This window comes from Pontibacter akesuensis (assembly GCF_001611675.1).
GTDB classification, from domain to species: domain Bacteria; phylum Bacteroidota; class Bacteroidia; order Cytophagales; family Hymenobacteraceae; genus Pontibacter; species Pontibacter akesuensis.
In genome coordinates, this window is record NZ_CP014766.1 from 3357588 (window position 1) to 3380996 (window position 23409).

14 protein-coding genes are annotated in these 23409 nt (G+C 52.5%); 13 read left to right on the forward strand and 1 reads right to left on the reverse strand.

All coding sequences use genetic code 11. The annotated features are described in order from the left end of the window. Positions 1-307: 307 nt before the first annotated feature. From A0W33_RS14255 to A0W33_RS14280, 6 genes are all read left to right on the forward strand, one after another. On the forward strand, positions 308-1156 hold the full coding sequence (locus A0W33_RS14255) for a UDP-2,3-diacylglucosamine diphosphatase (RefSeq protein ID WP_068838812.1): 849 nt from the start codon (positions 308-310) through the stop codon (positions 1154-1156). Next, a complete protein-coding gene (locus A0W33_RS14260) occupies positions 1153-2139 on the forward strand; it encodes a glycosyltransferase family protein (protein ID WP_068838813.1) in 987 nt (328 codons plus the stop codon). The genes A0W33_RS14255 and A0W33_RS14260 overlap by 4 nt, the downstream gene beginning before the upstream one ends. 60 nt (positions 2140-2199) lie before the next feature. Next, positions 2200-3579: a GH1 family beta-glucosidase gene (locus A0W33_RS14265; protein ID WP_068840145.1), complete on the forward strand. Its 1380-nt coding sequence runs from the start codon at positions 2200-2202 to the stop codon at positions 3577-3579. A gap of 102 nt (positions 3580-3681) precedes the next feature. Then, positions 3682-5157 (forward strand): PhoX family protein, encoded by a 1476-nt coding sequence (locus tag A0W33_RS14270; RefSeq protein WP_068838814.1) that lies wholly within the window; start codon positions 3682-3684, stop codon positions 5155-5157. A gap of 89 nt (positions 5158-5246) precedes the next feature. Next, positions 5247-7040 (forward strand): cytochrome-c peroxidase, encoded by a 1794-nt coding sequence (locus A0W33_RS14275; protein WP_068838815.1) that lies wholly within the window; start codon positions 5247-5249, stop codon positions 7038-7040. Between the two features lie 610 nt (positions 7041-7650). Continuing rightward, on the forward strand, positions 7651-11991 hold the full coding sequence (locus A0W33_RS14280) for a hybrid sensor histidine kinase/response regulator transcription factor (protein ID WP_068838816.1): 4341 nt from the start codon (positions 7651-7653) through the stop codon (positions 11989-11991). 483 nt (positions 11992-12474) lie between these two features. Here A0W33_RS14280 and A0W33_RS14285 read toward each other — a convergent pair whose 3' ends face one another. Beyond that, a complete protein-coding gene (locus A0W33_RS14285) occupies positions 12475-13359 on the reverse strand; it encodes a helix-turn-helix domain-containing protein (protein ID WP_068838817.1) in 885 nt (294 codons plus the stop codon). A gap of 502 nt (positions 13360-13861) precedes the next feature. Between A0W33_RS14285 and A0W33_RS14290 the strand changes: the two genes are divergently transcribed. From A0W33_RS14290 to A0W33_RS14320, 7 genes are all read left to right on the forward strand, one after another. Further along, positions 13862-15016 (forward strand): glycoside hydrolase family 26 protein, encoded by a 1155-nt coding sequence (locus A0W33_RS14290; RefSeq protein ID WP_229802269.1) that lies wholly within the window; start codon positions 13862-13864, stop codon positions 15014-15016. A gap of 26 nt (positions 15017-15042) precedes the next feature. Then, positions 15043-16947 (forward strand): sodium:solute symporter family protein, encoded by a 1905-nt coding sequence (locus tag A0W33_RS14295; RefSeq protein WP_068838818.1) that lies wholly within the window; start codon positions 15043-15045, stop codon positions 16945-16947. A gap of 33 nt (positions 16948-16980) precedes the next feature. After that, positions 16981-18192, forward strand: coding sequence for a glycoside hydrolase family 130 protein (locus tag A0W33_RS14300; protein ID WP_068838819.1), 1212 nt, complete (start codon positions 16981-16983; stop codon positions 18190-18192). A 2-nt stretch (positions 18193-18194) separates the two neighbouring features. Then, the gene (locus A0W33_RS14305; RefSeq protein WP_068838820.1) at positions 18195-19421 is read left to right on the forward strand and encodes an AGE family epimerase/isomerase; all 1227 of its coding nucleotides are present in this window, start codon (positions 18195-18197) and stop codon (positions 19419-19421) included. A gap of 83 nt (positions 19422-19504) precedes the next feature. Next, positions 19505-20728, forward strand: a complete 1224-nt coding sequence (locus A0W33_RS14310; protein ID WP_229802271.1) for a glycoside hydrolase family 26 protein — start codon at positions 19505-19507, stop codon at positions 20726-20728. A 44-nt stretch (positions 20729-20772) separates the two neighbouring features. Then, entirely contained in the window at positions 20773-22101 is a 1329-nt protein-coding gene (locus A0W33_RS14315; protein ID WP_082815246.1) for a glycoside hydrolase 5 family protein, read from the forward strand. 37 nt (positions 22102-22138) lie between these two features. Next, positions 22139-23368, forward strand: a complete 1230-nt coding sequence (locus A0W33_RS14320) for a glycoside hydrolase family 27 protein (RefSeq protein ID WP_068838821.1) — start codon at positions 22139-22141, stop codon at positions 23366-23368. The last annotated feature ends 41 nt before the right edge of the window (positions 23369-23409 follow it).

The window sequence follows — 23409 nt, forward strand, 5'->3', positions numbered from 1 at the left end:
AGTTGCGAAGACTTCCCCCAAACAGCACCTGTAACGGGCCCGGGTAATTCCTTCGGAGTTTATTCTTAATTAAAGCTTAACCCTCTCACAACCTGCAGGTAACATCCTGCTATTATTTTTATGGGGAAGTTAATAGGCGCTTGAGCCGAAGGCGAGTCACCATAATAAAAGACAGGAATATGAAACAGGTTAAGAGACTCTCGACTGCTGTTACAGGGAAGCTGCTGTGCTTTTTCCTGTACAGGCTTAGCTCATTTTATTCTCCATTCAAGTTTAACAGGGGCTAAACCCGCACCGCATCTGCTTTATGCCTAGAAAAAGAAGAAGAGTAGAGGTTGTCGTTATTTCAGATGTACACCTCGGTACCTACGGTTGCCACGCAAAGGAACTGCTTGCCTATCTGAAAAGTGTACAACCCAAAGTACTTATCCTTAACGGTGACATCATAGATATCTGGCAATTTAGCAAGAGTTACTGGCCTGCTGCGCACATGCGGGTTGTCAAGTACCTGATGGGCATGATCACCAAGGGCACCAAGATTTACTACATCACCGGCAACCACGACGAAATGCTGCGCAAGTTCGTGGGCTTTAAAATGAGCGCTTTCCAGGTGGTAAACAAAGTAGTGCTGGAACTGGACGGCAAGCAGGCCTGGTTTTTCCATGGCGATGTGTTTGATGTGACGATGCAGCACTCGAAGTGGCTGGCGAAACTGGGCGCAAAGGGCTACGACACCCTTATTCTGCTAAACCGAATGGTCAATTTCTTTTGCCATAAGCTTAACCGGGAGCAGGTATACTTGTCGCGCAACATCAAGAACCGTGTGAAGAGCGCCGTGAAATTCATTAACAGCTTTGAGCAAACAGCCTCTGAGATTGCCATCTCCAATGGCTACGAATACGTGGTTTGCGGGCATATTCACCAGCCTGAAATACGGGAAGTGCATAATCAGAAAGGGAGCGTCACGTACCTAAACTCCGGCGATTGGATCGAGAACCTCTCTGCACTGGAGTATAACGCGGGTAAGTGGCGCATTTACAAGTATAAAGAGGACCTGGATACGCTTCTTATTGATGAGCCGGAGGAAGACGAGTTGATGACAAACGTACAGCTGTTTCAGAGCCTGATGGTAGAATTTAACCTGAAACGCGCTTGAAAATCCTGTACGCGATACAGGGCACGGGTAACGGCCACCTGACCCGGGCACTCGATGTGATACCGGCCCTGCAGCAGCGCGGCGAGCTGGACATATTAGTTAGCGGCTGCCAGGTAGATCTTAGCCTTCCCTATCCTGTGAAATATCGCCTGAACGGACTGAGCTTTATCTTCGGAAAAAGGGGCGGTGTGGACCTGATGCGGACGCTCGCCCAGCTTAACTCCAGGAGCTTCTACAAAGAAACGCGCCAGCTCCCCGTGCGGGATTACGACCTGGTGATAACAGACTTTGAGCCTGTATCGGCCTGGGCCTGTGCGGTAGCCCGTAAACACTGTGTGGGCCTGAGCAACCAGGTGGCGGTGCTGCATGCCAAGGTGCCAAAGCCGAAAGAGACAGACCCGATGGGCAAGCTTATCCTGAAAAACTACTCGCCCACCACGGCGCAGTACGGCTTTCATTTCTCCAGGTTCGATGATACGATTTTCACGCCCATTATCCGGCAACAGGTGCGGGCGCTGGAGGTAAGCAACCAGGGGCACTACACCGTGTACCTCCCCGCGCACGACGACCACAAGATCTTAAACAAGCTTACCAACTTTAAGAGTATAGAATGGCAGGTGTTCTCCAAGCACAACAAAGAACCATTCCGGCACGAGAATGTGTCCATTCAGCCTATTCAGAACGAGGCGTTCCTGAAAAGTATGGCCTCTTCTGCGGGAGTACTTTGTGCAGCTGGCTTCGGTACGGCATCAGAGGCTTTGTACCTGCAGAAAAAACTGCTGGTCGTGCCCATGAAGAACCAGTTTGAGCAGGTTTGCAACGCTGCGGTGTTGCAGCATATGGGTATTGCAACGGTTAAAAACCTTAAGAAAAAGCATTTTTCCATCATTTATGATTGGATGGAGGACTCAGCACCGATTAAAGTCGATTATCCGGACGAAACGGATGCCATTGTGCAGCGCATCGTACGGGAAAATACATAGTACTTAAAAAGTTTAGCTTCTAATGCTGCAGGCACCTACTGGGTGCCGCTGCTTTTTTATATGACACAACATAACCACGCGCAGGCCCCGAGACAGCCGGAGCTTAGCAGGGCAGACTTTGGAGAAGATTTTAAATGGGGTGCCTCCACGGCGGCCTACCAGATAGAGGGAGCACACGAAGCAGAAGGCAAAGGGCTTTCAATCTGGGATGTGTTCTCGGGCAAAAGAGGAAAGGTAAAGCAGAACCATAACGGCAACCACGCTTGTGATTTCTTTAACCGGTACCCCGATGATCTGGCGCTGGTGCAGTCGTTGGCTATTCCCAATTTCCGCTTTTCCCTTTCCTGGCCCCGCCTGCTGCCGGAAGGCCACGGGCAAATAAATAGGGCAGGCGTAGACTACTACAACCGCCTGATTGACCATTGCCTGGAACTGAACATCACCCCCTGGATCACGCTCTACCACTGGGACCTGCCACAGGCGCTGGAAAGAAAAGGTGGCTGGGCAAACAGGGATATTGTCGGCTGGTTTGAGGAGTATGTGGCGCTGTGCATAAAGCTTTTTGGGGACAGGGTGAAGCATTGGATGGTGCTCAACGAGCCGATGGTGTTTACCGGCGCAGGCTACTTTCTGGGCGTGCATGCCCCCGGCCGCAGGGGATTCGGCTCCTTTATTCCGGCCGTGCACCACGCCGCCCTGTGCCAGGCAGAAGGGGGCAGAATAATAAAACAACTGCTGCCCGAAGCTGAGGTAGGCACCACCTTCTCCTGCTCTTATATAGAGCCGCTCCGGCAGCAAGAAAGGGATATCAAAGCGGCCGTACGCGTAGACGCACTTCTGAACCGCCTCTTTTTGGAGCCTTCGCTGGGGCTGGGGTATCCGCTGGACGACCTTAAGTTCATGCGCCGCATCGAAAAGTACGTGCAGCCCGGAGATGAGGGAAAGCTCAGATTTGACTTCGACTTTATAGGCGTGCAGAACTACACGCGCGAAGTGGTGAAGTACACTTTCTGGACCCCCTTTATGCAGGCGAACCTGGTATCCCCCAAAAAGAGAGGCGTGCCTTATACTTTGATGAACTGGGAGGTTTACCCTGAGGCCATTTACCATATGCTGCAGCAGTTCGGCAAGTATAAGGGTATCAAAAAGCTGGTTGTAACCGAGAATGGTGCCGCCTTCGCAGATCAGTTTCAGAACGGACAGGTGCACGACCCGGAGCGAATGGCTTTTCTGCAGCGTTACCTGGCGCAGGTGCTCAGAGCGAAGCAGGATGGAGTTAACGTGCAGGGATATTTTGTCTGGTCATTAGTGGACAACTTTGAATGGGCAGAGGGCTACGATCCCCGCTTTGGCCTGGTGCACGTCGACTTTGCCACACAGGCGCGCACTGTAAAGTCATCCGGCTACTGGTACCGTGATTTTCTGAAGAAAGGAGTTTAGCAGTAGGATGCAGCCTCTTTTATATTCACAGAACAGTAAAACAGCAGTAACCTTCAGGTAACACCATAGGTGTAGTTTTGTCCATAAACCAAAACGAACACTATGAAACACATTTCCCTCTCCAGGCTTGGCTTAACCCTGGCACTCGCTTCCTCCATACTTGTAGGTTGCAACGATGACAGGTTTTCTCCGGGAAAGCCCTCTGCCGCTGTGCTGAAGGATTACTCGGTTAACCCCGCCTTAGTGAAAACACTCTCCGGCTTCAATAAGGTTAAAGTCAACACCCTTATCAGCAGTGATGACGTACTGGAGCAATCCCCTGGCTTTGTGTATGGAGCGCAGCCAGACGGAGCCGGTATCATTCCGAACCCCAACGGCGAAGGATTCATCATGGTGACTAACCACGAGATACAGCAGTCTGTGTCGAGGGTATACCTGGACAAGACGCTGAAGCCCGTGAAAGGCGAGTACATTGTAGACGGTGCCGGAGGCATGTGGCGCCTGTGCTCTGCTACGCTGGCTACCCCCGAGGAGCACGGCTTCGGACCAACTTTCCTCACGGCAGGTGAAAGCGGCATAGAATCCATGATCCACTCCATCGACCCGCTGGGCAGCGTGGCAGACAGGAATCGCAACGACCGCACCTTGCCTGCCCTGGGTAAGAGCAGCGCAGAAAATGCCGTACCACTTCCAAAAAGCGCTTTTGCAGGAAAAACTGTTGTTTTTATAGGAGAAGATGAGAGCAACCCTGCCAACAGCATGGGCCAGGTGAACATGTACCTGTCTGATGCGGTAGGCGATCTGCAGAACGGCAAATTGTACATGCTGCGCCGCAAAGACAGAAACATTGTGGAAACGGACATGGAAGTAGGCAATTCTTACGAAGTGGAGTTTGTAGCCTATGATGATGTGAAAGCCAGTACAGGGGCGCAGTTGGCCTCCCAGACTGTTACAAAGCAGGCAATCCAGTTTGCCCGCGTGGAGGACCTGGACTATGGAAAAGGCAGTGCTGCCAACAGCCGCAATTTATACTTTACCTCTACCGGTGTGAGCCCGGATAAGCTGAACCCAGCCCCCGGCCTAACCATGTGGGGGCGTGTGTACAAGTTGGAACTTGACGCGAAAAACCCACTGAAAGGCAAAATCACGCCGTTAATTGACGGTAACGAGGACCCGGGAAACAGCATTGTGAACCCGGATAACATCTGCGTGACCGAGAACTACGCTTATATTCAGGAAGATGGCGACTCTTTCTACAAGGAAAACAAGCATGACGGCCGTATCTGGCAACTTGACCTGAAAACAAAGGTCCTGAAACCGATGCTGGAGATGAACCACCGCCGCGATGATGCAGCTTTCAGCGCTAAGTATAACCCCTCCGGCGACACGCGCCTGAGCTCATGGGAGTACGGTGCCATGTACGATATCTCTGACCTGATTGGCGTACCAGGAACATTTGTGTTGAACCTGCACCCGCACACCTGGAGAGACGAAAAATACAGAAATGCGGACGGCAGCGGTGTTTCGTCTAACATCGAAGGTGGCCAGACAGTTATCCTGTCAAACGTACCTCGTTAAGAACCAATTTCCCCTTTAATAACCCCCAGCGCAAGGCCTTCCACCATTTAGGAAGGCTTTGCTTTTAGCTTTTCAACAGGTTATCGTTTATGAAAAAGATCATGTGTGTACTGATGGGACTGATGAGTGTGCTGCTGTACTTCTGTTCACCGGAGCCTCCGCAAACGCCATCGCAAAAGGCCAAAGCTTACCTGCTTGCCAACCTCGATACACTAGAGCAAACAGTCGAGCACCGACTGCAGCGCCTTGCCACCTCAGGCAGCGAAGACTCGATTCGTTTTGCCTTTCTGGAGACGCGCCGCAGGTACAAAAAAGTGGAGTTGTTCACGGAATACTATGCCCCCACCGCCAGCAAGGCCCTAAACGGCGCGCCCTTGCCGGAGTACGAGGTGCTGGAATCTAAAGCTTTTGAGCCCTCGGGCCTGCAGGTGATAGAGGAGCACCTTTACCCGGAGTTTGATACCGAAAACCGGGAGGAACTGGTGCGGGAGGTGAAGAAGTTGAAATCGGTACTGGGCCGGGCGCGGGTAATTTTGGAGGCCGTTGACCTGGAAGATGCTAACTTATTAAATGCCTGTAAGCAGGAAGTATACCGCATCATGGTGCTGGGCATCTCCGGCTTCGATACGCCTCTTACCAATGCCGGTGTGCAGGAGGCGACCGTGGCGCTGCAATCCGTGCAGGAGGTGCTGGGCTTCTTTGGAGAGCACAAGCAGCTGCAACAGCTGCTGCAGGAAGCCGTTGCCTATACTTCAGAAGATAACACATTTAACGGCTTCGACCGCATGGCCTTTATCATGCGCTTTGCCAACCCGATCACCGTCACTATCACCGACTGGCAGCAAGAACTGGGCATAATGCCGCTGCCCGATCAACTGGTGCTGAACACGCAGGCTGCCACGCTTTTTTCCCCCGACATCCTGAACAACGACGCCTTTGCCGGCTCCGCAAACGCTGCCGCAACACCCGATAAGATCGCCTTGGGCAAAGTGCTGTTTTTTAGTCCGGTGGTGTCAGGGGGTACCCGTACCTGCGGCAGTTGCCACAAGCCAGAGTTGGCGTTTACCGATGGCCTGCCTAAAAGTGCCGCGCTGCAGGAGGGTAAGTTTGTGCAGCGCAATGCTCCCACGTTATACTATGCCGGCTTGCAGCACGCCCAGTTCTACGACATGCGCGCCACGACCTTGGAGAGCCAGGCGGTGGACGTGATTCGGAACAAGGATGAAATGCATGCTTCGGTGGAGGAGGCCACCCAGCGCCTGAACCAGCAGCCCCACTTCGTGCAGGCTTTCCAGAAGGCTTACCCAGGTATGGAGGCCGAGGTACAGCCGCGCCACGTCATGCTGGCACTGGCCACTTACGTCCGTTCGCTCACACCGTTTAGTTCTCGTTTTGATAAGCACATGCGGGATGAGCAAAGCCAACTGACGGAGCAGGAGATCAAAGGATTCAACTTGTTTATGGGCAAAGCCAAGTGCGGTACCTGCCATTTCATGCCTGTATTCAATGGCACCGCTGCCCCTGCCTTCACCAACACCGAGGCTGAGGTGTTGGGCGTGCTGCAAGACCCCGACGCTGCCCACCCGACGCTGGACCCGGACGAAGGGCGTTTCACCCACAGTGGTATGGGGGAGTTGCGCTTTGCCTTCAAAACCCCAACCCTTCGGAACATCTCCAAAACGGCGCCCTACATGCACAATGGTGCATATGAAACACTTGAGGAAGTGATGGATTTCTACAACAAAGGCGGTGCTCAGGGGATGGGCTTACAACTGGATAACCAAACGCTGCCACCGGACCCGCTCAACCTGTCTGAAGAGGAAACAGAGGCTATTATCGCTTTTCTTCAAGCGCTGACAGATGAGGAGCAGGAAGAAGAGTGAAGTATGAGGTCGTTGGTTGGAAGTAACGTTATGCCCTTCCTCCCCCAGGCTTGTTAGAATTGGAATAGCCTAACATATTAGGAAGAGTATAAAAGCAGGAGCCACCTTTTGTAAGGTGGCTCCTGCTTTTATAGCCAAAGAGGGGAGGTATCCTTTGATATTGCTGTTTCCTAAGTATGGATTCGCATCAAAAATATTATTACATGTCGCATAGATCCTTTTACCTCATAATTGTCAGTGGCACGTAGTACTTAAATTCCTTCTGCCGAAACTATAAAACAATATTTGAAGATTGTTGATCAGCATAATCCATAGTAAACAAACCCTTTGAATAATTCAACAGCCCCTTTTAGTAACTTCTCGCTGATCTACTAACTTTTTAAATCCTGATGTTACGGAATTGTTAAGAAACCAACCTATATTTAGGATGGTATACCTGCTTTATACTTTTCGATGCTGTTGTGTCTGCCTATCTGATGGAACAAGAGGAGTGCTCTAGTTGAATAGCAGCCAGTTCTCGATGATGCAACTTTTTTGTGCGGTAATAGCATTAAGCAGATAACATGAACAACAAGTATAGGGCGGCGGTGCAAAACCTGAAGTATAAAAGATGATAGTGAGACTGTGGTTGGTGTTGGTGTTGCTAAGCTGCTCCCTGCTGGGGCATGCTCAGTATAACGAGCTCAAATTTGAGCACCTGTTGAAGGAGGATGGCCTCTCTAGTAGTGACGTGACCAGCGTGGTGCAGGACAAGCAGGGCTTTATCTGGATCGGCACCATCGATGGCCTGAACCGCTATGATGGCTATACTATAAAAACCTACCGGAACGACCAGGAAGACTCCACCAGCCTTTGCGACAATAAAATCAGCGTACTCTTCGTAGACCACCAGGGTGTGCTATGGATCGGGACGGAGAACAGCGGGCTGAGCAGGTACAATCAAAACACCGACTCCTTTACAAACTTTGCTCCCCAGGTGTATGAGCAGCATAGCCTGTCTTTCCATTACGTCACCTCCATTACCGAAGACGCGAACAAGCAGCTATGGGTGGGCACTTTGTCGGGGCTCAACAAGTTTGACCGGAAAAACCAGCGTTTCGACCAGTATTTCCGGGGCATTAGACTGCAAGTCACCCCCGAAACAATTGTGCACCTGAAAGAGCGTGGACTGCCAAACCGTTTTCTGACGGCTCTGCACAGACTGCAAAAAAAGGAGTTTTATAGCCACTCCAGTTTCCTTGCTGCCCTGCAAAAGCTGGTACCCCCGACCGATCTCAAGCCTTACGAGCACCTGATTCAGTCCTACATGCATGTCAGTACGCAGGCCGAGAACATACGCTCGCTGGAGGCCGATACCAAAGGAAACATATGGATCGGATTGGAGCAGGAAGGATTGGCCTTGTTCAATCCGGCCAGCGGAAGAATGAACCGCTACAGGCACCAGCCGGGAGATCAGCACTCGCTAAGCAATAACGAAATCATGAGCCTGGAGCTCGACGGCAACCAACTGTGGATCGGCACGCGGGGCGGCGGGCTGAACCGGCTGGACATCGCTCAGGACAAAGTATACCGCTACCCTTACCTCAAGGAGCGAAGCCACATCAAGGACATCCTCAAAGACAGCAAGAACACGATCTGGTACGGAGACGGGTTTGCTCTTAGCCGCTATAACCGGCAGGAAGACAGTTTCACAACGTATGAAACGTACAACAGCAGAAGCACAGGCCAGGCGACATTAGCGGTGAATGCGCTGTATGAGGATGTGCAGGGAACCCTGTGGGTGGCCTGCTTTCAGGGAGGCGTCGTTAGAACCGTTGTCAACAATCCGTTTATACACTTTAGCCAGAATGCCAGTGCCAGAAACGGACTGACCAAGTCGAGCGTTTCCACGGTGTTGAAAGACAGCAAAGGCAACCTGTGGGTGGGGTATTATACCATGGGCATTGATGTGTGGGATGCCCAAACGAATACGAAGACACATTATACTTACAAGGCAGGGGATCCTCACAGCCTAGGGGAGGGTACGGTCTTTAAAATATTCGAAAGCAGTGACGGCACCATCTGGGTGGGCACCTACCGGGGAGGCCTGCAGTATTTCGACACTACCCGCAAACGCTTTGTATCTTACCGCCATGAGCCGGGCAACCCGAAATCCATCAACGGAAACGACATTCGGGACATAGCCGAGGACAAGCAGCAGAACCTGTGGATAGCCGTGCACGGCGGTGGAATAGACAAACTGGATCGGAAATCAAACACCTTTACGCACTACCGGGCCAACTACAGCGATTGGCAGCACTCGCTGGCAAATAATTGGGTGTTCACCGTTCTGGCCGACAACAAGAACCGTATCTGGGTGGGGAGTGTGGCAGGCGTAAGTATACTGGCGCCGGGGAAAAGAGACTTTATCAGCTATAACCAGCAAAACAGTGCCTTAAGCCACAACAACGTGCGCTCCATTTTCTCTGATAAGGCCGGTAACGTGTGGGTGGGAACCGAAAACGGCCTGAACCTTTTTGACGAGCAGCAAAAGGATTTTGTGGTGTATACCGAGAAAAACGGGCTGGCCAACAACTTTATCATGGGTGGGGTAGCCGACAAGAAAGGCAATCTGTGGATCAGCACAAACAACGGACTATCAAAATTCAATGCGGCTACCCAGACCTTCCGCAATTACAGCAGGCTCGATGGTCTGCAATCAAACGAATTCTTCCCGGGAGCCTACTCCAAAGGCGAAGAGAATGAAGTATACTTTGGTGGGAAAAACGGCCTGAGTGTGTTTAACCCGGAGCACATCCGCGACAATCCCTACAAAACACCTGTCGTTATCACAGACTTTAAGCTTTTCAACAAGCAGGTACTGGTGGGGAAGGAGCAGTCGCCTTTGCGCAATAACATAAGTCAGACGCGCGAAATCACGCTCGAGCACGATCAGAATGTCATGAGCTTTGAGTTTGTGGGCCTGAACCTGGTGCGTCCGGAGAAAAACCAGTACGCCTACAGGATGGAGGGCTTCGAGAAAAACTGGAACTTTGTGGGCAACCGCCGTGACGCCACTTACACAAATCTTGACCCCGGGGAGTACACGTTCCGGGTGAAGGCCGCCAACAACGATGGCCTGTGGAATGAGCAGGAAACTTTGCTGAAGATCATTATTCGCCCGCCTTTCTGGAGGACGGGCTGGGCCTATGCCTTTTACGCCTGCTGTATACTTGGCCTGCTCTATGGGTACCGAAGTGTAACGCTTTACCGCGAACGGCAAAAGAACAAGCTGCGCCTGGAGAAGCTGGAAGCCGAAAAAACGCATGAACTGGACACTCTGAAACTCAACTTCTTCGCCAACATCTCCCACGAGTTCCGTACGCCCCTGACCCTTATCGGCGATCCTGTGGACAAGCTGGTGCGAGAAGGTGGCGCCATGCCTTCAGAAGAGCGATTGGGCTTGTACCAGTTGATACAGCGTAACTCCAGCTTATTGCTGCGCCTCATCAGCCAACTGCTGGATGTATCGGAAGCGGATGCGGGCATGATGAAACTCAAAGTGGTGAAGTGGGACATGGTGCAGTTTGCCAGAAGTATAGCCGACATGTTTTCGTACAAGGCGGAGCGAAACAACATCGTGTACCTTTTTAATTCAGATACCGAGGCGGCAGAAGTATACTTTGATCCGGACAAGCTGGAGAAGATACTGTACAACCTGCTGTCGAACGCATTTAAATTTACCCCCGAATACGGTAAGATTGCCGTGAACCTGTCACTGGTAAGCGATGCCCGGCTGCTACCGTCACGGCTGGCGGCAAAGGATTCTTCTCCGGGAGTTTATGCACGGATAGAAGTGGAGGATACCGGTGTGGGCATTCCGCAGGAGGAAAAGGACAGGATATTCGAGCGCTTCTTTCAGGTGGAGAAGAAAGGTTACCGGAAAAAGGGCGCTGGTATTGGCCTTACCCTGGTAAAGCAACTGGTGGAGCGGCATTACGGCGACATAGCGGTGGCCAGCGAGATGGGGGAGGGAAGTAAGTTCACCATCTGGCTGCCCGTTCACGGGCAGCGGTTCACTTCTGAGGAGCTTGCGTTTCCGGACGTGGATGCGAAGCCGGAGGAGGGGCTGACTGTAAAGGAAAGTGTACCTGAGCATGAGGTTGCAGGCGCAGTGCCGGAAGCGCAGGTACCGGGCGAAGTTCCGTTGCTGCTGCTGGTGGAAGACAGCCAGGATGTAAGGAATTACCTGCACTACAATTTCAAGGGAACTTACCGCATCGAGGAGGCTCGGAACGGAGCAGAAGGGTTTGAAAAGGCGAAAGCGAAGATGCCGGACCTCATCATAAGCGATGTGCTGATGCCGGAGCTAAGCGGGATAGAGCTTTGCGGGAAACTGAAGCGCAACGAAAGCACGTGCCACATACCGGTTATCCTGCTCACCGCGCAGGCCACAGAACATAGCCAGTTGCAGGGGCTGGAAACGGGAGCAGACGACTACATTGCCAAACCATTCAGTGTGCCGGTGCTCAAGGCAAAGGTAAAGAACCTCATTGCCAGCAGGAAGCTCCTGAAACAACAGTTCTTGGAGGACCCAGGCTTTAAGCCAGCCCAGCTTGCCACCAATTCGCTTGACGAAAAGTTCATGGAGCGCATCGTGCAGGTAGTGGAAGCGCACATGCCCGATTCAGACTTCAACCCGGACATGCTGGCCAGTGAGCTGGGTATGAGCCGGTCGCAGCTTTACCGTAAAATGAAAGGCCTTACCGGTTTGTCGGTAAGTATCTTTATCCGGAATATCCGCCTGCGGCACGCTACACACCTGTTGCAGGATAAGGGCCTGACAGTGGCGGAAGTAGCCTACAGCACCGGTTTCAGCGATCCTGCTTACTTTAGCAAGTGCTTTAAGGAACTGTATGCCAAAACGCCAACTGACTATATTCAGGAAATAGGAGAAGCTTTGCAGGATTAATGCTACCCTGGAGTGTTTAGCCGCTGAGTTATTCTTTTTGTCATCCTGAAAGGATCTTGTAGGCAAGTAGCGAGAGTCTAATTTCCCTTCTACCAAGTATCTTAATAGCATGGCAGTGAGCTTTTACTCCAGATTTAGAAGAACCCACCCCTGCCCCTCCGAGGAGGGGAATATTCAGCACGAGTAAGATTTACCTTTTATGGCCCAAGTTTTCAAACTTGTCACTAAGTATGGTGTCGGGTTTGTAACCCGACGGTCTCGCAGAGACCAATAAGTATAAGTATAAGTATAAGTATAAGTATAAGTATAAGTATAAGTATAAGTATAAGTATAAGTATAAGAGCTAGCGTTCTGCCCCCTCACCCTAGCCCTCTCCTCAAGGGGCGAGGGGACTTTTCACCCATGCTGAAAATCCCCTCCTCGGAGGGGCAGGGGTGGGTCAACATTTCCAGAGTATCGTTCCCAAGTAAACCCACAGCCGTGCTAGATAAACACCCTTGTGCCGGAGTAATTCTGCCGGAACTCGGTTGGGGTGCATCCGTTTTTCTTTCTGAAAATGCGGTTAAAGTAGGAGAGGTTGTTGAAGCCGCTGTTAAACGATACCTCAGCCACCGTCTGCGTCGTGTCGATCAGGAGGCGGGAGGCGTGGCCCAGGCGGATTTCGTTCAGGCTCTCGATAAAGGTGCGGCCAGTTCGTTTCTTGATAAAGCGGCTGAAGGATACCTCCGGCATGTTCACCACTTTAGCCACATCCGCCAGTGCAATGTCTTTATCAAAATGGGCCTCCATAAATTCAAATGCTTTCTCTATGCGGCGGCTGTTATAGCTGAGCTGTCCTTCGGAGAAAGTGGCGTTAGATAGGGTGCGCATGTCGCGGGAAAGAGACAGGTCATGCAGGAGCGACATCAGTTCGAGTACAGAATCGAAACCGCTTTTGGTGGTGAGCCGCTCAATGCGCTCGCGGAAGGCGGCGGCTGTTTCCTTCGAGAAAATAATTCCTTTTGAAGACCGCTCCAGCAGCGCCCGTACATGGCTGAGCTGGTTGCGCCGCAGGAGCCGCTCATCAAACAGGTCGCGGTGAAACTGTATGGTAATTTCGTAGATATCTTTGCTTTGGCAGGTGTGGTTGAACCAGCCATGCGGCAGGTTGCTGCCCACCAGCACAAGTTCCAGGTCGTTGATCACCTCTACGTTATCCCCTACAATACGCTTTGCCCCGGCGGCATTATGTATAAAGTTCAGCTCAAACTCCTCGTGCGTGTGCAGCGGAAAATTAAACTCCTGCTTCACCCGCTTAAAAAACGTAAAGCAGTCGCTTGCATTCAGGGGCGTGATTTCCCGGTAAATGTTTGAGAGATGGTCTGACATAACGCTTGTTAAATAAGTATCAGGAATTCGGTTATTAAATTTAGCTCTTTTTTGCTAGAATCAGCAAGCCAAATCCATACCCACATTGGGGGCTGCCACTGGACACTACGTTATTTACTGCTTTGCAATTAGCTGCATTATAAGCTAAAGGAAGGATAGGGGTAGTATAATTTAGAATGACAGGAGCGTAGGTGTGGCTGTTTGCAGCAGCTTGTAGTTATGATTATGGTTTCTTATCCGGTGGAATCTTTAATTCAGGATTGTTTTTAGATACCTGAAAAAAAGTGCGTTAGCCTAGCTAAGTCAATGAATTGATAAAATAGTATTACAATAGCAATTGAGATTGTGGATATATTTGATTATTGATTTTTAGGTTGATTATTTGGAGAAGGGCCACAGCTTAAAGTTACCTGATAGCTGTGCCTTTCTTTGATCAATTCAAAAATACTGCATCTGCAATGCACGCGATTATAGCGCCGCTCTAAGGCCAAAGCCATACAATATGCTAAGAATTCTTCTGATATGCGTAGCCCATGTGCTTCTCGTGAATGTACTCGCGGCGCAGCACCTGCCGATAGATGCGAAGGCAAGCGAGGAGACAAAGAACCTCTATGCCAACCTGCAGCGGCTAAGCGATCAGGGGGTGATGTTCGGGCACCAGGACGACCTGGCCTACGGCGTTAATTGGAAGTATGAGAACGGCCGCTCAGATGTGAAGGAGGTGGTAGGAGATTATCCGGCAGTTGTTGGCTGGGACCTGGGGCACCTGGAGCTGAAAAGTACGATCAACCTCGACAGTGTTCCATTTGCTAACATGCGTGCCTACGTGCGGCAGGTGTATGGCCAGGGTGGGCTTAACACGTTCAGTTGGCACCTCAAAAACCCCGTTGATCCCGCTAAATCGAGTTGGGACAAGCAGGACTCCACCATACAGCAACTCTTTGCAGATAAAAAGGCCATGCGCAAGTATAAATCATGGCTAAACGAGGTTGCGAGCTTTATGAAAAGCCTGAAGGGACCCAATGGAGAAGCTATTCCTGTTGTGTTTCGGCCACTGCACGAGCACAACGGCAGTTGGTTCTGGTGGGGCCGCGACCATGCCTCACCCGAGGAGTACAAGCAGCTTTACCGCTTTACGGTAGAGTACCTGCGCGATAAGAAAAAGGTGCACAACCTGCTCTATGCCTACTCTCCCGATAAATTTAAAACCAAAGAGGAATACCTGGAGCGCTATCCCGGCGATGATTACGTGGACCTGATCGGCTTTGACGTGTATCACCGCCCCAACACAGCCGATACCGTGGATACTTTTGTGGCTGACACACGCCGGATGGTAGAGTTGCTGCGGGAAATAGGGAAGGAGCGGAATAAAGTTTACGCCATCACCGAAACAGGCCTGGAGCGCATCTCGCAGCCTGACTGGTGGACGGAAACCTTGTTGCCCATCATACAAAACAGCGGACTTTCTTACGTGCTGCTGTGGCGCAACGGCCGGCCGGATCATTATTACGCACCGTACCCGGGCCAGGCAAGTGCGTCGGATTTCAAAAGCTTCTATCAAAACCCCGGTACGCTCTTCGGAAAGGAGGTAAAGGCGGCAAACCTCTACGGGCCGGCTGCTCCGGCCACGGAAGCAAAGGCAGCAAGTGGTCGTTAAAAGTATAGCTCTTTAGGATACAGAAGATGAAATTAGCAGCAGTAGACATAGGCATTATTGTTAGCTACCTGGTGGCAGTCGCCTGTATTGGGCTGCTGTTGAAGAACCGGGCCAAGCAAAACAAAGAGGCTTATTTGCTGGGGGGCAACACGCTGCCCTGGTACGCACTCGGCCTCTCCAATGCCTCGGGCATGTTCGATATTTCCGGCACCATGTGGATGGTGATGCTCGCCTTTGTATATGGCCTTAAAAGCATCTGGATACCGTGGCTCTGGCCCTCGTTTAACCAGGTGTTCCTGATGGTGTTTCTGGGCATCTGGCTCCGGCGCTCCAACGTTACCACCGGGGCCGAGTGGATGCTCACCCGCTTCGGCAAAACAAAGAGCACGAACAAATCACACGCAATAGTGGTGGTGTTTGCCCTGCTTAGTTGCCTGGGCTTCCTGGCCTATGGCTTTATCGGCCTGGGCAAGTTTGTGGAGATATTCATTCCCTGGTCGGCGGTGCAGCCTTATGTGCCGTTTACTGTTTCTGCCGAGTATGTGCCGCACATTTATGGTCTGGTGTTTACGCTCTTTGCCGTTTTTTACTCCATCCTGGGCGGTATGGCGAGCATTGTGTGGGCCGATGTGCTGCAGTTTGCCATCATTACCATCGGCTCCATTGTGGTTGGTTATATTGCCATCGAGAATATTTCGGCCGGAACGCTGGTGGTGCCGGAAGGCTGGAAGACGCCTTTCTTCGGTGCCACGCTTGACATGGACTGGACCGGCATCATCGATGATGTGAACACCAAGATTCAGGAGGACGGCTTCTCGCTCTTCGGTATTTTCTTTTCGCTGATGCTCTTTAAAGGAGTATTGGCCAGTCTGGCAGGCCCAACCCCGAATTACGACATGCAGAAAATCCTGTCGACGCGCACACCTCAGGACGCAGCCAAGATGAGCGGCTTTGTATCGCTGGTGCTGATTCCTACCCGTTACCTCATGATCATCAGTTTTACGGTGCTGGCGCTCCTGAACTTTGAGCAGCTGAACCTGGAGGTGGGAGGCCGCCTCGATTACGAACAGATACTGCCTGCAGCCATCATAAACTTTGCCCCGACCGGTATACTTGGCTTGATCGTGGCGGGCCTGCTCTCAGCCTTTATCGGCACCTTTGCCGGCACCTTAAATGCTGCGCAGGCCTACATCGTGAATGATGTGTACCTCAAGTACGTCAACCCCACGGCCCCGAATGCGGTGGTGACAAGTATGAATTACCTGTCGGGTATCCTGGTGGTGGTGCTAAGCGTTGTGCTGGGCTTCTTCGCCAAAGATGTGAACAGCCTGCTGCAGTGGATCGTTTCGGGCCTGTACGGAGGCTACATCGCTGCCAATGTGCTGAAATGGTACTGGTGGCGCTTTAACAGCAACGGCTTTTTCTGGGGCATGCTCTCAGGAATAACGCCAGCGCTGATCTTTCCTTTCTTCTTCGATGGGTTGGACCTGTACTACTTCCCGGTGCTGCTGCTGCTTTCCCTGATCGGAAGTATAGTAGGCACCCTGGCCGCGCCGCCTACCGACATGGAAACGCTGAAAAGCTTCTACAGCACCGTGCGCCCCTGGGGCTTCTGGGGGCCGGTGGATAAACTGGTAAAAGCAGAGAACCCCGGCTTCAGGGAAAATAAAAGCTTTTGGTTTGATGTGTTCAATGTGATTGTTGGCGTGGTGGCACAGATGAGTCTGACGCTTCTGCCCATCTACCTGGTTATCCAGATGCAGACCGAGCTGTACATCACGCTGGGCGTTTTCCTGGTGTGCGCCGTGATCATGAAGAAAACCTGGTGGGACCGGCTGCCAAATGACAGCCCAACTACACCGCCTAAGAATCCGAACGAAGACAAACCGCCTAAAAAAGATCCTGTAGCGGTAGCTGACAGCATTCATTAAATTAATTACCATAGTACAATACCCATTTATCAAATGGAATCTATTTTCAAAGAAAGACTACAGCAGTTGGAGTGTGCCTATCATTCATTGCTGACCCGGGAGAACCCGAAGGAAGAGTTAGGAAATGGCGTGTTTGACCGCTACGCGTATCCGGTGCTCACGGCGCAGCACACGCCCCTTTTCTGGCGCTACGACCTTAACCCAGAAACGAATCCCTACCTGATGGAGCGCTTCGGCATTAACGCAGCCTTCAACTCAGGAGCCATCAAACTAAATGGCAACTACCTGCTGGTGGCGCGGGTAGAGGGAGCCGACCGCAAGTCTTTCTTTGCCGTGGCAGAGAGTCCGAACGGCATCGATCACTTTAAATTTTGGGACCGCCCCATCATTATGCCTGAAACAGCCGTGCCGGATGTGAACGTGTACGACATGCGATTGGTGCAGCATGAAGACGGCTGGATCTACGGTCTGTTCTGCACCGAGCGCAAAGACCCTGCTGCCAAGCCAGGCGATGAATCGTCGGCTGTGGCGCAGTGTGGTATTGCCCGCACGCACGACCTGAAGAACTGGGAACGCCTGGCAGACCTGAAAACACCATCGCCGCAGCAGCGTAACGTGGTGCTGCACCCGGAGTTCGTGAACGGCAAGTATGCTTTTTACACCCGCCCGCAGGACGGTTTCATTGAGGCTGGCTCCGGCGGCGGCATCGGCTGGGGACTGGCAGACTCCATTGAGCAAGCCGTGATTGAGAAAGAAATCGTGCTGGATGCCAAGCAGTACCATACCGTGAATGAGGTGAAAAACGGACAAGGCCCGGCGCCGCTGAAAACGGAGAAAGGCTGGCTACACCTGGCGCACGGCGTTCGCAACACAGCAGCAGGCCTGCGCTACGTACTTTATACGTTCCTTGCAGACCTGCAGGACCCCACAAAAGTCATTCATAAACCGGCAGGCTACTTTATCGCACCGGAAGGAGAGGAGCGTATTGGTGATGTATCGAACGTGGTGTTCAGCAACGGTTGGATATTGGACGAAGATGGCACCGTGTTCATTTACTACGGCTCCTCCGACACGCGCATGCACGTAGCCACCACCACGCTCGACAAACTACTGGATTATGTGCTGCATACCCCTGCCGACGAATTGCGGTCAGGAGCAACGGTGGAACGTCTTAATAAACTTATAGATGAGAATATGGCCTACCTTCAGAAAGAGCCGGCGCTTTTGGCCACAGTACAACCTTAAGTATGGCCCAAACAGCAGTGTCGGCAGACAGACATAAGTTGAGTGTTTATAAGGTGGAAGCAGCTTCCGAACTTCAGCACATTCTGGCGTTTTGGGAGCTACATTCTCTTGATGAACAGCAGGGTGGCTTTATAGGGGAGATGGATAACGCGGGGCAAGTGCAGCTTAACGCTCCGAAAGGCGCGGTGCTGAATGCCCGCATCCTGTGGACGTTTGCTGCAGCTTACCGGCACACCAAAAAAGAAAAGCACCTGCTGCTGGCAAGGCGTGCCTACAACTATTTGGTAGCGCACTTTCTCGATACGCAGTATGGTGGCGTATACTGGGCGATAAGTGCGGCAGGAGAACCCTTAGACACGCGCAAGCAAATCTATGCGTTGGCCTTTGCCATTTACGGACTAAGCGAATATTACCAGGCAACCAAAAGTCAGGAGGTGCTGGAGTATAGCCGGCAGCTGTACGGGTGGATAGAGCAGTATAGCTATGATCAGGAGTTTGGCGGCTACTTTGAAGCGTTTAGCCGGGAAGGCGTGCTGCTGGAGGATTTGCGGTTAAGTCCAAAAGACAGGAACGATCCGAAAACCATGAACACGCACCTGCATATTCTGGAAGCCTACGCCAACCTGTACCGCAACTGGCCTGATGTGCAGTTGGCGCAGCAGCTGGAAAGCTTAATCAGGCTGTTCCTGGAGAAAATTGTGGATGCCAAAACCGGCCACATGCAGTTGTTCTTTGACCGGAAGTGGAACGCAACGGCTGATCTGGTATCGTACGGCCATGACATTGAGGCTTCCTGGCTACTGCTGGAGGCAGCGGAGGTATTGGGAAAGGAGGAGTTGGTTCAGGAGGTGAAAGCGCTAAGTATAAAAATGGCCCGCGCGACAGCCGAAGGCCTGCAACCGGACGGCAGCCTGTATCACGAGCTGGACCGCAGCCAGCAGCATTACGATACGCACCGCGAGTGGTGGGTGAGCGCCGAGGCAATGGTCGGGTTTCTGAATGCGTACCAGCTCACCTCTGACCCTGCCTTTCTGGAGCAGTCGCTGCACTCCTGGACTTTTGCGCAAATGCACTTGCTGGACAAAGCAAAGGGCGAGTGGTTTTGGGGTGTGTATGACGATTACAGTCGGATGGACGAAGTGAAGATTGGCTTCTGGAAGTGCCCGTACCACAACAGCCGGGCTTGCCTGGAGGTGCTGAACCGCTGCCAGCGTTTGCTGGAGCTTTAGATGCTGAATATACCGGAAGCTATACTTGTACTTTGGGGGTCACAATAAAATCCAGAGGGCGCTCTCAAGCTAAAAAACACTATATGAAGCTGTACAAACCTTTACTGTTAGCCACTTTCATACTTTGCAACCTGGCTGCTGTGGCACAACATGCTGCGCTTGTGGATGCGGATGCCACCCGTAAGACTGTTTTCCTGTACAACAACCTGAAAAAGCTGGCCAGGAGCGGCACCCTCTTCGGGCAGCACGAAGCAATGGCTTATGGTGTAGGCTGGAGAGCAATGCCTGGCAGGTCGGATGTGAAGGAAATCAGCGGCGCCTATCCGGCTGTGCACGGCTGGGACCTGGGCAAGATCGGTACCGAGAATAGCATCAACGGCGTACCCTTTGAGGATGTGCACGAGTACATCCGGGAAGTATACAAGCGCGGCGGCATCAACACCATCGCCTGGCACATGGACAATCTGGCCAGCGGCGGCAACTCCTGGGACACAACTCATGTGGTGAAGGACATGCTGCCCGGCGGCAAAGCACACGCAGCCTACCTGCAAAAGCTGGACCTGGCGGCAGACTTTCTGAAGAAATGCCGCGCCAACATCTTCACCCCGATTCCCATCATCTTCCGCCCCTACCACGAGCACAACGGCGATTGGTTCTGGTGGGGGAAGGGCTACACCACCGAGGCCGAGTTTGTGCAGCTCTGGCAGTTTACGGTAAAGTACCTCCGGGATGAAAAGAACGTCCACAACCTGATCTACGCTTTCTCGCCGGATCGCAGCAGAATGAACCTTGCAGAAGGAAAAGCCGCGTACCTATATGGCTACCCCGGCGATGATAATGTGGATATCATTGGGCTGGATGATTACTGGGACATGGGCTTTGAGGGAAACACCAAACCGATTGCTGAGCAGAAAACAGATCTGATCAACAGCCTGAAACTAATCGATAGCATTGCAAAGGAAAAGGGGAAACTGGCAGCGCTAACGGAAACCGGGCTAGACAAGCTGCCTATTTCCAACTGGTATACGTCGCACTTGCTGGGCGCGCTGGAAGAGGGGCTGGAGCCGCTGCAGATCTCGTACATCATGGTGTGGCGCAATGCCAACACCGGCCACCATTACAGCCCCTACAAAGGGCACCCGGCCGAGAACGACTTCAGGCAGTTTACGGCAGACGAGCAGATACTGATGGAGCCGGACATACAGCACCTGTACAAGCGAAACAAGCCGTTGCTGAGCAACCGTGCCAAGGGCAGAAAGTACAGCAGTAGGCAAACGAGCCACGCACCATCTTCCGCAGGAAATTAAAAACTGCAAGTATAGAATATAGTGATCCACTTAATTTTTACCATATGAACATCCGGCTTATCTTCATCGCCCTGCTGTTTTTTCCGTCCATGCTATCGTGGGCACAGGAAGACAAAGGCTTTATTAAAGTAGCAGGCATGCAGTTTGTGCGTGATGGCGTACCCTATTACTTTATAGGCGCCAATTACTGGTATGGCATGAACCTGGGCGCCACCACCACCGGAGGAGACAGGAACCGCCTGAAACAGGAACTGGACCAGTTAAAACAGCTGGGCGTGACGAACCTGCGCATAATGGCGGGTACGGAGGGGCCGGACACGGAGTCGCACCGGGCAAAACCCTCGCTGCAGCCTTCGCCGGGGAAGTATAACGAGCAGGTGCTGGAAGGCCTTGATTTCCTGCTGGCCGAAATGGGCAAACGCGACATGACGGCCGTGGTGGTGCTAAACAACTTCTGGGAATGGAGCGGCGGCATGGGACAGTATGTTTCCTGGGCAACCGGCGACACGATTCCGTACGCGCCACCGGCCGGTACCTCCAGTTGGGATGATTTTCAGCGTTTTTCAGCCTCCTTCTACAGTAACAAGAAAGCTACGAAGCTGTACCGGAAGCACCTGAAGTTCATCATCAACAGGGAAAACAGGTTCAACGGCGTCAGGTATGAAAACGACCCCACCATCATGGCCTGGCAGTTAGGGAACGAGCCGCGTGGGTACAACAACAAAGAGGCGTACCGCAAGTGGGTGCACGAAACGGCGGGCTATATCAAGAAGCAAGACAAAAACCACCTGGTAAGTATAGGCAGCGAGGGAAACACCAGCTCCCACCATGCCGGCAACGATTTCTACGAAGATCACCGGTCACCGAACATCGACTATGCGACCATGCACATCTGGATACAGAACTGGGGTTGGTTTGACCCGCACAAGGCCCCGGAAACCATGCCTGGCGCGGTGGAGAAAGCCACTGCCTACCTGAACGAGCACGTAGAGGCGGCGCAGAAGCTGAACAAGCCGGTGGTGCTGGAAGAGTTTGGCGTGGCCCGCGACAACGAAGCCTTCGCCACAGGCAAACCTACCGAAATGCGCGATGCCTTTTACCGGCAGATGTTCGAGGCCGTGTACAAGCAGGCCAAGGCAGGCAAGCCGATCGCGGGGGCAAACTTCTGGGCTTATTCCGGCGCTGGAAGGCCTGCAGCGGCCGAAGGAGGCAATTACTGGAAAGCAGGAGACAGCTTATTGGGTGATCCCCCGCATGAGAAACAGGGCTGGTACTCTGTCTTTGATTCGGATGCCTCCACGCTCGCCATTATCCGGAAATACGCTGAACTGATGCAGCGCCTGCCAGCTGAGGCGGAAGCATCCGGGAAGTAGTGGATTTATACTTCAACCATCCCAAAGACCATCAGAAATGAGAAACATACTTTGCCTCCTTCTTTGCCTTTTTGCCCTTACGGCAGTAGCCCAAAAGCAAAAGAACCTGGCTCTTACACCGCCCATGGGCTGGAATAGCTGGAACAAGTTTGCCTGTGATGTGGACGAAAAGCTGATCCGTGAAACGGCCGATGCCATGGTGGCCAGCGGCATGAGGGACGCTGGTTATCAGTATATCGTGATCGATGACTGCTGGCACGGTGAGCGCGACAGCCTTGGCTTTATTCATCCCGATCCGAAGCGTTTTCCATCGGGTATGAAAGCGCTGGCTGACTACGTGCACGCAAAAGGGCTGAAGTTCGGCATTTACTCGGATGCGGGCTGGAAAACCTGCGGCGGCCGCCCCGGCAGCCGTGGGCGTGAGTTTCAGGATGCCCAGACCTACGCCAGCTGGGGTGTGGATTACCTCAAGTATGACTGGTGCAACACGGAAGGCTTAAAGGCCGAAGGCGCCTACATGACGATGCGTGATGCCCTTGCCGCCTCGGGAAGGCCAATTGTGCTGAGCATCTGCGAGTGGGGCGACAACCAGCCGTGGGAGTGGGCACAGGATGTGGGTCATCTCTGGCGCACTACCGGCGACATTTACAACTGCTGGGATTGCGTTTATGACCACGGCACCTGGAAGTCGTGGGGTGTGATGCAGATACTGGACAAGCAGGACGGCCTGCGCAAGTATGCCGGCCCCGGCCACTGGAACGATCCGGACATGATGGAAGTAGGCAACGGCATGCGTACAAATGAGGACCGTGCGCACTTTGCCATGTGGAGCATGCTGGCCGCGCCGCTCATTGCCGGCAACGACCTGCGAAACATGAGCAGGGAAACGCGCGAAATCCTGACAAACAAAGAAGTGATCGCCATCAACCAGGACTCGCTTGGCATCCAGGGCTTTAAATACTCAGATCAGGACAGCCTGGAAGTATGGTTTAAGCCGCTGGCAAACGGCGACTGGGCCATGTGTGTCCTGAATCGCAAAAGCACACCTCAGCAATTGAGCTTCGACTGGAGCAAACATGCGGTGACGGACACCATCTTCAACCGGCAGCTTGAAACCAGCCAAACCAGGTATAAACTGCGCGATGTGTGGGCGAAGAAAGCGTCGGGAACAACAGCCAAAACTTTGAAAGCAGAAGTGCCTGCGCACGATGTGCTGATGCTGCGGCTTAGCAGCAGCAAACCAGCGAAAAAAGCAGCTAAATCTTAAGCGCCTCAAGTATGGCTGCGTGCTTCTGATGCTTTTTGAAG

Bases quoted from the DNA above. Each gene is read 5' to 3' on its own strand.
- A0W33_RS14310 (WP_229802271.1), top strand. From the start codon at position 19,505: ATGAAGCTGTACAAACCTTTACTGTTAGCCACTTTCATACTTTGCAAC.
- A0W33_RS14295 (WP_068838818.1), top strand. From the start codon at position 15,043: ATGAAATTAGCAGCAGTAGACATAGGCATTATTGTTAGCTACCTGGTG.
- A0W33_RS14305 (WP_068838820.1), top strand. From the start codon at position 18,195: ATGGCCCAAACAGCAGTGTCGGCAGACAGACATAAGTTGAGTGTTTAT.
- A0W33_RS14265 (WP_068840145.1), top strand. From the start codon at position 2,200: ATGACACAACATAACCACGCGCAGGCCCCGAGACAGCCGGAGCTTAGC.
- A0W33_RS14270 (WP_068838814.1), top strand. From the start codon at position 3,682: ATGAAACACATTTCCCTCTCCAGGCTTGGCTTAACCCTGGCACTCGCT.
- A0W33_RS14320 (WP_068838821.1), top strand. From the start codon at position 22,139: ATGAGAAACATACTTTGCCTCCTTCTTTGCCTTTTTGCCCTTACGGCA.
- A0W33_RS14290 (WP_229802269.1), top strand. From the start codon at position 13,862: ATGCTAAGAATTCTTCTGATATGCGTAGCCCATGTGCTTCTCGTGAAT.
- A0W33_RS14285 (WP_068838817.1), bottom strand. From the start codon at position 13,359: ATGTCAGACCATCTCTCAAACATTTACCGGGAAATCACGCCCCTGAAT.
- A0W33_RS14315 (WP_082815246.1), top strand. From the start codon at position 20,773: ATGAACATCCGGCTTATCTTCATCGCCCTGCTGTTTTTTCCGTCCATG.
- A0W33_RS14280 (WP_068838816.1), top strand. From the start codon at position 7,651: ATGATAGTGAGACTGTGGTTGGTGTTGGTGTTGCTAAGCTGCTCCCTG.
- A0W33_RS14255 (WP_068838812.1), top strand. From the start codon at position 308: ATGCCTAGAAAAAGAAGAAGAGTAGAGGTTGTCGTTATTTCAGATGTA.
- A0W33_RS14275 (WP_068838815.1), top strand. From the start codon at position 5,247: ATGAAAAAGATCATGTGTGTACTGATGGGACTGATGAGTGTGCTGCTG.
- A0W33_RS14300 (WP_068838819.1), top strand. From the start codon at position 16,981: ATGGAATCTATTTTCAAAGAAAGACTACAGCAGTTGGAGTGTGCCTAT.